This is a genomic window from Streptomyces sp. NPDC041124 (assembly GCF_055592385.1).
In genome coordinates this window covers 737,248-747,080 of record NZ_JBVIYR010000003.1, presented here as the reverse complement: position 1 = coordinate 747,080, position 9,833 = coordinate 737,248, and the positions used below count along the sequence as shown (strand labels likewise).

Annotated in this window: 11 protein-coding genes; 2 read left to right on the top strand and 9 right to left on the bottom strand. The window is 69.9% G+C overall.

Translation table 11 applies throughout. The annotated features are described in order from the left end of the window. A partial coding sequence (locus ACZ6A9_RS11705; RefSeq protein ID WP_468982823.1) for a M23 family metallopeptidase occupies nt 1-482 on the bottom strand: 482 nt, incomplete at its 3' end. A gap of 441 nt (nt 483-923) precedes the next feature. On the opposite strand from ACZ6A9_RS11705, the gene ACZ6A9_RS11700 reads away from it, so the two are divergent. Then, on the top strand, nt 924-1,565 hold the full coding sequence (locus ACZ6A9_RS11700) for an HAD family acid phosphatase (protein WP_468982820.1): 642 nt from the start codon (nt 924-926) through the stop codon (nt 1,563-1,565). A gap of 88 nt (nt 1,566-1,653) precedes the next feature. Here ACZ6A9_RS11700 and ACZ6A9_RS11695 read toward each other — a convergent pair whose 3' ends face one another. Further along, complete coding sequence (locus ACZ6A9_RS11695; RefSeq protein WP_468982816.1) at nt 1,654-4,179, bottom strand: ATP-dependent Clp protease ATP-binding subunit; 2,526 nt, start codon at nt 4,177-4,179, stop codon at nt 1,654-1,656. 432 nt (nt 4,180-4,611) lie between these two features. On the opposite strand from ACZ6A9_RS11695, the gene ACZ6A9_RS11690 reads away from it, so the two are divergent. Beyond that, nucleotides 4,612-5,307 (top strand): SCO3374 family protein, encoded by a 696-nt coding sequence (locus ACZ6A9_RS11690; RefSeq protein WP_468983018.1) that lies wholly within the window; start codon nt 4,612-4,614, stop codon nt 5,305-5,307. Here ACZ6A9_RS11690 and ACZ6A9_RS11685 read toward each other — a convergent pair. From ACZ6A9_RS11685 to nadC, 7 genes are all read right to left on the bottom strand, one after another. Next, nucleotides 5,286-5,621, bottom strand: a complete 336-nt coding sequence (locus ACZ6A9_RS11685; protein ID WP_004928054.1) for a histone-like nucleoid-structuring protein Lsr2 — start codon at nt 5,619-5,621, stop codon at nt 5,286-5,288. The genes ACZ6A9_RS11690 and ACZ6A9_RS11685 overlap by 22 nt on opposite strands. Before the next feature lie 226 nt (nt 5,622-5,847). After that, complete coding sequence (locus ACZ6A9_RS11680) at nt 5,848-6,381, bottom strand: amino-acid N-acetyltransferase (RefSeq protein WP_228970364.1); 534 nt, start codon at nt 6,379-6,381, stop codon at nt 5,848-5,850. 9 nt (nt 6,382-6,390) lie between these two features. Next, entirely contained in the window at nt 6,391-6,792 is a 402-nt protein-coding gene (locus tag ACZ6A9_RS11675; RefSeq protein WP_468982810.1) for a BlaI/MecI/CopY family transcriptional regulator, read from the bottom strand. A 142-nt stretch (nt 6,793-6,934) separates the two neighbouring features. Continuing rightward, entirely contained in the window at nt 6,935-7,111 is a 177-nt protein-coding gene (locus tag ACZ6A9_RS11670) for a hypothetical protein (RefSeq protein ID WP_468982807.1), read from the bottom strand. Between the two features lie 26 nt (nt 7,112-7,137). Next, on the bottom strand, nt 7,138-7,749 hold the full coding sequence (locus ACZ6A9_RS11665; RefSeq protein WP_468982803.1) for a hypothetical protein: 612 nt from the start codon (nt 7,747-7,749) through the stop codon (nt 7,138-7,140). A 298-nt stretch (nt 7,750-8,047) separates the two neighbouring features. Further along, entirely contained in the window at nt 8,048-8,845 is a 798-nt protein-coding gene (locus ACZ6A9_RS11660) for a type III pantothenate kinase (RefSeq protein WP_189557586.1), read from the bottom strand. Between the two features lie 8 nt (nt 8,846-8,853). After that, entirely contained in the window at nt 8,854-9,828 is a 975-nt protein-coding gene (gene nadC / locus ACZ6A9_RS11655) for a carboxylating nicotinate-nucleotide diphosphorylase (RefSeq protein ID WP_468983015.1), read from the bottom strand. Nucleotides 9,829-9,833 lie beyond the last annotated feature (5 nt).

Here is a 9,833-nt window from a genome sequence, read left to right as displayed (position 1 = left end):
CCGGCGCCGTTGCCGCCGGCCTTGACGACGGTGCCGCCGTGCACGGCGACGACCGGGGTGCCGGTCGGGACGGCGTAGTCCTGGCCGGAGTGCTTCGAGGCCCACATGCCGCCGTTGGCGGCGTAGCTGGCGGAGAGCTGGTAGCTCTTCACGGGGGAGACCCAGGACGCCTGCTTCTTCTCGGCCGCCTTGGTGGCCTTCTTGGCCTTCGCCGCCTTGGCGGCCGCGGCCTTCTTCGCCCCGGCGGCCTTCTTCGCCTCGGCGGCCTTCTCGGCCTGGGCGGCCTGGACCTTCGCGGCCTCGGCCTGGGCGGCGGCCTGCGCCTGAACGGCAGCGGCGGCGCCGGATGCGGCCGTGGTGTCGGCGGCGACCGCGACCCCGGCTCCCAGTGCGACCGAGGCCCCCAGGCCGGCGGCCAGCAGGGCCGCGCGGGTGCGGATCCGGGACGTACGGGAGGAACGGGACGTGACGCGCTGGGACATCTCAACCTCATCAGGAAGGGAACAGTCGAAAACCACCGGACGCACAGGACCGCGCCGCGGTGGCCATTCAGTGGTAACCCTTCCGCCCGAAAAGCCGCAATAGTGTGATGTACGACTGAACCTCGTAGAACTGGCGTGAGATGCACATCTCTTGACAGATGCCTTTTGGTGGACGAAACCCCCATTTCAGGCCGATCGATCACACCTGTGCGCAGAATGTCCGATTTAGTTTCCTGGCTCTTCTCACTATTCCGGGTAGTACCGGACATAACGCCTGTGCAGCATGTCACCGGGGGGCGGCATGTGCCGCTTCAGAAATGTGGCGCAGGCCTCTAGGCGCCTACCGTGCGGTAACCCTACGGTTCACCTCGCGTCACCCTCGCACACGAACATGCTCACGACATGTTGGCCGCGTCACGGACGTGAGAGGACCCCCACGACATGAGAAGCCGACGCTCCTGGTTGCGCCGCGTATCGGTGACCGCCGTCTCCGCGACCGCACTGGTGGCCCTGGCCGCACCGGCCGATGCCACGACCTCCCCGGACTCCCCCACGGCCGCCACAGCGGCGGCCGTGACCCTCGCCGAGGACGTCGACTACGACACCTGGCAGCGGGACTGCCAGGCGGTCATGGACCAGGCCCTGCCCTACCTGAAGCAACGGATCGCGGACACCCGGCCGGGCGAGAAGCAGGCCATCGTCCTCGACATCGACAACACCGCCCTGGAAACCGACTTCGGCTTCAGCTTCCCCCAGCCGGCCAACGAGCCGGTCCTGGAGGTCGCCCGGTACGCCGAGGAGCGCGGTGTCGACCTGTTCTTCGTGACCGCCCGGCCCGGCATCATCCACGCGCCCACCGAGTGGAACCTCGACCAGGCCGGCTACGAGTCCTCCGGCCTGTACGTCCGCGGCTTCCTCGACCTGTTCAGGAACGTCGCCGAGTACAAGACGGCCCAGCGCGTCGCCATCGAGCGGAAGGGCTACACGATCATCGCCAACATCGGGAACAGCCCCACCGACCTGTCCGGCGGCCATGCCGAGAAGACCTTCAAGCTGCCGGACTACGACGGTCAGCTCTCCTGAACCGTCCCCGCGGCAGCGGAAAGGGGTCTGCCCCGGGACGTGTGTCCCGGGGCAGACCCCTTTTTCCCGTTCGGGCCGAGCGCGGCGGCTACGCGTCCTTGCTCAGGTTCGGGCCGGGCCCGCCGGCCGCCTGCTCGATCGGCGGGACGTCGGGCAGGGCCGACTTCTCCTCACCGCGGAAGGTGAAGGTGGCGGACTCGCCCTCGCCCTCGGTGTCCACGACCACGATGTGACCGGGGCGCAGCTCGCCGAAGAGGATCTTCTCCGACAGCGAGTCCTCGATCTCCCGCTGGATCGTCCGGCGCAGCGGCCGGGCGCCCAGGACGGGGTCGTAGCCCCTCTTGGACAGCAGTTCCTTGGCGGACTGGGAGAGCTCGATGCCCATGTCCCGGTCCTTCAGGCGCTCGTCCACCTTGTCGATCATCAGGTCGACGATCCGCAGGATGTCGCCCTGGCTGAGCTGCGGGAAGACCACCACGTCGTCGACACGGTTGAGGAACTCGGGCCGGAAGTGCTGCTTGAGCTCGTCCTGGACCTTGTTCTTCATGCGCTCGTAGTTGGTCTTCGTGTCACCCGCGGCGGCGAAGCCCAGGTTGAAGCCCTTGGAGATGTCCCGGGTGCCGAGGTTGGTCGTCATGATGATGACCGTGTTCTTGAAGTCCACGACCCGGCCCTGGGAGTCGGTCAGGCGACCGTCCTCCAGGATCTGCAGCAGCGAGTTGAAGATGTCCGGGTGGGCCTTCTCGACCTCGTCGAAGAGGACCACCGAGAACGGCTTGCGGCGCACCTTCTCCGTCAGCTGGCCGCCCTCCTCGTAGCCCACGTAGCCGGGGGGCGAACCGAAGAGACGCGAGACCGTGTGCTTCTCGCTGAACTCCGACATGTCGAGGGAGATCAGCGCGTCCTCGTCACCGAAGAGGAACTCGGCGAGCGCCTTGGACAGCTCCGTCTTACCGACACCGGACGGGCCGGCGAAGATGAACGAGCCACCCGGACGCTTCGGGTCCTTCAGACCCGCACGGGTACGGCGGATCGCCTTCGACAGCGCCTTGACGGCGTCGTTCTGGCCGATGACCCGCTTGTGCAGCTCGTCCTCCATGCGGAGCAGACGGCTGGACTCCTCCTCGGTCAGCTTGAAGACCGGGATGCCGGTGGCGGTGGCGAGGACCTCGGCGATCAGATCGCCGTCGACCTCCGCGACGACGTCCATGTCGCCGGCCTTCCACTCCTTCTCCCGCTTCGCCTTGGCGGCGAGGAGCTGCTTCTCCTTGTCGCGCAGCGAGGCGGCCTTCTCGAAGTCCTGCGAGTCGATCGCGGACTCCTTGTCCCGGCGGACACCGGCGATCTTCTCGTCGAACTCGCGCAGGTCCGGCGGCGCGGTCATCCGGCGGATGCGCATCCGGGAACCGGCCTCGTCGATCAGGTCGATCGCCTTGTCCGGCAGGAAGCGGTCCGAGATGTAGCGGTCGGCCAGGGTGGCGGCCTGGACCAGGGCCTCGTCCGTGATGGAGACGCGGTGGTGCGCCTCGTAACGGTCGCGCAGGCCCTTGAGGATCTCGATCGTGTGCGGCAGGGACGGCTCGGCGACCTGGATCGGCTGGAAGCGGCGCTCGAGGGCCGCGTCCTTCTCCAGGTGCTTGCGGTACTCGTCCAGCGTGGTCGCACCGATCGTCTGCAGCTCACCGCGGGCCAGCATGGGCTTCAGGATGGAAGCGGCGTCGATGGCGCCCTCGGCGGCACCCGCACCGACCAGCGTGTGCAGCTCGTCGATGAACAGGATGATGTCGCCGCGGGTGCGGATCTCCTTGAGGACCTTCTTCAGGCGCTCCTCGAAGTCACCGCGGTAGCGGGAGCCGGCGACCAGGGCACCGAGGTCCAGGGTGTAGAGGTGCTTGTCCTTGAGGGTCTCGGGCACCTCGCCCTTGACGATGGCCTGGGCGAGACCCTCGACGACGGCGGTCTTGCCGACGCCGGGCTCACCGATCAGCACCGGGTTGTTCTTGGTGCGGCGGGACAGCACCTGCATGACCCGCTCGATCTCCTTCTCGCGCCCGATGACCGGGTCGAGCTTGGATTCACGGGCGGCCTGGGTGAGGTTCCGGCCGAACTGGTCGAGGACCAGGGACGTGGAGGGGGTGCCCTCGGCAGGACCGCCGGCGGTGGCGGTCTCCTTGCCCTGGTAACCGGAGAGCAGCTGGATGACCTGCTGCCGCACACGGTTCAGATCGGCGCCCAGCTTGACCAGGACCTGGGCGGCGACGCCCTCGCCCTCACGGATCAGGCCGAGCAGGATGTGCTCCGTGCCGATGTAGTTGTGGCCGAGCTGAAGGGCCTCGCGGAGCGACAGCTCCAGGACCTTCTTGGCACGGGGGGTGAAGGGGATGTGACCCGACGGGGCCTGCTGGCCCTGCCCGATGATCTCCTCCACCTGCTGGCGGACCGCCTCGAGCGAAATCCCGAGGCTCTCAAGGGCCTTGGCGGCGACACCCTCACCCTCGTGGATCAGGCCCAGGAGGATGTGCTCGGTGCCGATGTAGTTGTGGTTGAGCATCCGGGCTTCTTCCTGAGCCAGGACGACAACCCGCCGCGCGCGGTCGGTGAACCTCTCGAACATCGTTAATCGCTCCTCAGAGCGGTCAGGCAGTGGGGGGAACTTCCCCTCCCTGTCCTTCCGCAGCTTAGTCCCGCAAGCGGGGACCGCTCATTCCAACTGCCGACACCGTCGATGGCCTCCTGACCCCGCTCACGCCGACATCTGCTCCAACCCGATGGTGCGAGACGATGTTCCCGCAGGCCAGGCAGTTACCCCCATCGCCAGTACGCCCATGGCGAACGGGGCACGCGCCGACCTGTGTGTCGCCCCCTCCCACTAGGGATGTCTTACCCGCTGCTACCGACAGTCCATGCCGAGTGCACGGGTTCCCTCCGCTACGGGCGAACAACCTTGCGCGCCTCCGCACCCCCTCACGCTCCCCTGTTCGACACCCTGTGCATGCGCGTGAGCACCCAGCGTAACCCGATGGCCTCCCGCGTGGTTGCGCGGGGCATGGCCGGCATCCGCTCCGCCGACGTCCCCCTGCCCCGGCGGCCCCACGCACCGAGTGACGATCCGCTCGCGCTCTGGTACGAGGACGTGCTGGGCTGGCCCACGGTGCCCGGGACTCCGGTACGGCTGGAGGTGGGGGTGCGCTTCGACGTCCTCGACGTACCCGCCGCGGCGGGGAGCGCGGCGCTGGCCCGCCTGGGGCGCCACGGGCGGGGCTTCCCGGTGGCCCTGTCCGGGGGCCGGATGCGGCTGCTGGTGGCCGCGGGCAGCGCGGACGAACTGCCCGGACTGCTGGAGTGGCTGGACTGGGGCGCGCCGCCGGACCTGGACCTGACGGCGATCGGGGCGGGGGGCCTCATGGAGGCTCCCCGGCCCGTCTGCCGCGACACGGGGGCGGACGGGCAGGCCTGGGCCGGCGCGGACGCCTCACGGGAGGAGCCGGAGGCGCGGGCGGGGAGCGGTTCGCAGGGGGCCGCCGTGTGGCTGCGGCCCCCCGGGCCTGAACGCGAGGCCGGGGCCTCACTGCCGACGCTGTCGGCGATGGGCGCGAGCGGTGCCGGGGGGAACGGTGCCGGCCCCCCGGATCTCGTGCGGCTGGTGAACACCGTGGCGACACAGATCCACCGGGTTCGGCTGCGGCGCGCGTGCGCGGCCGCCGCCGTAAAGGCCGACGGTCAGCCGTTGGCCTTTTCGTAGGCCTCGCGGATGGACGCCGGAACACGGCCGCGGTCGTTGACCTCGTATCCGTTCTCCTTCGCCCAGGCCCGGATGGCCGCGGTGTCCTGGCTGCCACCGGAGGAAGCACGCGCCTTTCCACGGCCGCCCGAAGCGCGACCGCCGGTGCGGCGACCGCCCTTCACGTAAGGGTCGAGAAGGCCACGGAGCTTGTCCGCATTGGCGGTGGTGAGATCGATCTCGTACGTCTTGCCGTCCAACGCGAACGTCACGGTCTCGTCCGCCTCGCCGCCGTCGAGGTCGTCGACAAGAAGGACCTGAACCTTCTGTGCCACCGGATTTCCTTTCATCGAAAACCTGAGGGTCCGGGGTGTGGCGGCGTCCGCCGTATCGCCGTCCCTTGTTATATGCAGTACTGCAGTACTGCGGAAAGCAAACCGCTTTTGCCGTAAAAACACAAACCCCTGGGAGAGACCCGCAGCCCGCAGCGGGTCCAGAAACATGCGCGTTTCGGACATAGGGGCCCGCGGCAAGGGGTGTTGCGCGGAATCGTCCGGGCGATCACAGATGCAGAAGCATCCGGCTGTTGCCCAAGGTGTTCGGTTTCACGCGTTCGAGACCGAGGAACTCCGCGACGCCCTCGTCATAGGAACGCAGCAGCTCCGCGTACACATCGGTGTCGACCGGGGTCTCACCGATCTCCACGAAGCCGTGCCTGACGAAGAAGTCCACTTCGAAGGTCAGGCAGAATACGCGCCGAACACCGAGCCAGCGGGCCGTCTCCAGCAACTTCTCCAGCAACCGGTGTCCGACGCCGGCGCCCTTCAGGCCCGGCTTCACGGCGAGAGTGCGGACTTCCGCGAGGTCTTCCCACATCACGTGCAGGGCGCCGCAGCCGACCACCTCGGCGTTGTCGTCCCGTTCCGCGACCCAGAACTCCTGGATGTCCTCGTAAAGCGTCACGGTCGCTTTGTCGAGCAGGATGCGCCCGCGGACGTAGGCGTCAAGGAGACGGCGCACGGCCTGTACATCGCTGGTGCGGGCCCGCCGGACCGTGATGGCATTTGCGGTGGCTTCGGGACTGTCTGCGGACATGAGCGGACGCTATCGTCCACCGCTGCCCTCGGCGGAGCCGGGGTTCTCGTCCGAGGGGGTTTCCGGGAGCTGGACGATCCGTACCGCGTCGGTGAGAGCCTGCCGCTGTTCCTCGCTCATCATGCCGAAGAAGGCGACGAGAGCGGCCGCGGCGTTGTCGCTCTGCGACCACGCTTCGTTCATCAGCGCCGCGGCGTAGGCGGCGCGAGTGGAGACCGCCTCATATCGATAGGCCCGGCCTTCGGCCTCTCGGCGCACCCAGCCCTTCTGATGGAGATTGTCCAGGACGGTCATCACCGTGGTGTAGGCGATGGACCGCTCCTTCTGCAGGTCTTCCAGGACTTCCCGAACGGTCACCGGGCGGTTCCACTTCCACACCCGCGTCATGACCGCGTCTTCGAGATCTCCCAAGGGGCGAGGCACAACTCAGACAATAGTGGGAGAACCGCACCCGTGCGTGTCGGGGCGTCATCCTGGTGAACGCGCGCAGGAAGGGCGTACGAGTGGAAGTCGTACGCCCTGGGGTGCGGCGGGGTGGCGGGGGGTGGGGCGCTCAGGCCTCGGGCTTGGGGGCGGGGCCCGCGTTCTCCACCCTGGCGAGGGCCGCGTCGACGGCGGCGTCCTCCTTCGCCTTGTTGGCGCCGCCCTGAGTCTTCACGATCACTCGGATGACGCTGATGAAGAGGACGGCCATGACGGCCGGGGGCAGGAGCGCGGAGACGTAGTCCATGAGTCCAGGGTAGCCAGCCGGAGCCGTCAGCCCACGGCCAGGTGCTGACCGGGCGGGGGCGGGGTGGGCTTGCGGCGGGGGAAGACCTCGCCGGGGGTGGGGACGGGGCGGCGGGTGGGCTTGGGGGTGCCGGGCGTGGGGGCGGGCGTGGGAGCGGGGGCGGGGTTCGGTGCGGGGTGGGGCCTGGAGGGCCTTTCGGCGGGCCCGCTCTCCTGGTCCTCGCCGGAGGAGGCGGTGATGGCCGCCCGGCCTCCCGGGAGTGCGGTGAGACGGGTGCGCCCGCAGGTGGCCAGCAGGGCGGCGGCGGTGGGGTTGCCGCGCAGGGCGCGAAGCGCGGCCAGGTCGTCGGGGTGCGGGCGGTATCCGGTGCCCAGCGCCTCCTCCAGGAGCGTGAGGTAGCCGGCGGCGGTGCCGGGGAGGGCGGCGCGGTAGCGGCCCAGGTCGGCCAGGAGGAAGGCGCGCAGCCGGGCACTCTCCCGCGCCGCCTCGTCGAGGGAGTCGGCGAGACGGAGGCAGTCCTGGACATCAGCGGCCGAGGCGGGGGTGGGACGCAGGGCGAGGGCGAGGGCGCGGCGGAGCACGCGCAGTTCCTCCGCGCCGAACGCCAGGCCGCCGCGGGATCCGTAGGGCGTGGGCATGCTGCGACGATACGCGCTAATCAGACAAACAGGGCGTATGGGGTGCTGGTGTGGCGCCGGGTGCCACCCGGGTGGGCGGGGGCGTGCCCGGCGTACGGCTCTCGGCCGTCTGTCCTATGCCTGCGGCGCCGCTTTCCCTCCGGTGAGGGCTGGGGTAGCGCCTGCGGTGGGTGAGTGGTGCGGGGCCGCGTCGGGGGTGTCCGTCCTCGGACCGGCGCGAGGGCGCCGCCTGACAGGGGTCAGGGTGCGGACGCGCGCCGACCACCGCGGGCGGAGCCACCCCCGCCCCGGCCCGCCGCTACATCCGTGACACGTTCCGCTCGTACACCATGCGGAGCCCGATCAGGGTCAGCCACGGCTCGTGCTCGTCGATCACCGAGCTCTCCCCCAGCACCGTCGGCGCCAGCCCACCCGTCGCGATCACCGTCACGTCGTCGGGATCGTCCGCCAGCTCCCGCGCCATGCGGTTGACGACCCCGTCGACCTGCCCGGCGAAGCCGTACACGATGCCCGACTGCATCGCCGCGACGGTGTTCTTGCCGATCACCGTCCGGGGCCGGGCCACCTCGATCTTCCGCAGCTGGGCCGCCTTGACGCCGAGCGCCTCGACGGAGATCTCGATGCCCGGGGCGATGACCCCGCCGACGTACTCCCCGCGCGCGGAGACCGCGTCGAACGTCGTCGCCGTGCCGAAGTCGACGACGATCGCCGGTCCGCCGTACAGCTCGTTCGCCGCGACCGCGTTGATGATGCGGTCGGCGCCGACCTCCTTGGGGTTGTCGAACTGGATCGGGACGCCCGTCTTCACGCCCGGTTCGACGAGGACCGCCGGCACGTCCCCGTAGTAGCGGCGGGTGACCTCGCGCAGTTCGTGCAGGACGGACGGGACCGTCGCGCAGATGGCGATGCCGTCGATGCCGTCGCCCAGCTCGTCGCCGAGCAGCGGGTGCATGCCCATGAGGCCCTGGAGGAGGACCGCGAGCTCGTCGGCCGTGCGGCGCGCGTCCGTGGAGATGCGCCAGTGTTCGACGATCTCCTCGCCGTCGAACAGTCCCAGGACGGTGTGCGTGTTGCCCACGTCGATCGTCAGCAGCATGACCGGTCCTACTCCGCCGCGCGCAGGTCGAGGCCGATGTCGAGGATCGGCGAGGAGTGGGTGAGGGCGCCCACGGCCAGGTAGTCGACGCCCGTGTCGGCGTACGCCTTGGCGTTGGCGAGCGTGAGCCGGCCGGAGGCCTCCAGGGCGGCGCGGCCGTCGACGAGGGCCACCGCCTCGGCGCACTCGCCCGGGGTGAAGTTGTCCAGCAGGATCAGGTCGGCGCCGGCGTCCAGGACCTCGCGGAGCTGGTGCAGGGTGTCGACCTCCACCTCGATGGGCACGTCGGGGAAGCGTTCACGGACCGCGGTGAACGCCGCGGCGACGCCGCCGGCGGCCACCACGTGGTTGTCCTTGACCAGGGCCGCGTCCGAGAGGGACATGCGGTGGTTGACGCCGCCGCCGCAGCGTACGGCGAACTTCTCCAGGCTGCGCAGACCGGGCGTGGTCTTGCGGGTGTCCCGGACCTTCGCCCTGGTGCCGTCGAGGACGTCGGCCCAGGCGCGGGTGGCGGTCGCGATGCCCGACAGGCGGCACAGGAGGTTCAGGGCGCTGCGTTCCGCGGTGAGGATGTCGCGCGTGCGGGTGGTGACCGACAGGAGCGTCCGGCCGGCTTCCACGCGGTCGCCGTCCTCCACGTGGCGTTCGACCTCGAACTCGTCCGTGCAGACCAGCGACATGACCGCCTCGGCGACCCGGAGGCCCGCCACGGTGCCCGCCTCGCGTGCGGTGAAGTCGGCGGTCGCGACCGCGTCCTCCGGGATGGTCGCGACGGTCGTCACGTCCACTCCGTGGGCCAGGTCCTCCTGGAGGGCCACGTTGGCGATGTCCTCGACCTCGACGGGGTCGAGGCCCGCGTCGGCGAGGAGCTGGGCGAGCGCGGGGTCGAGGCCGCACTCCAGGTAGGTCTCCTCGTCGGCGCCGCAGGCACAGCCGTCGCCACAGCCGCCGGAGGAAACGAGGGGAAGGTCGGGGGTGGTCACTGCTG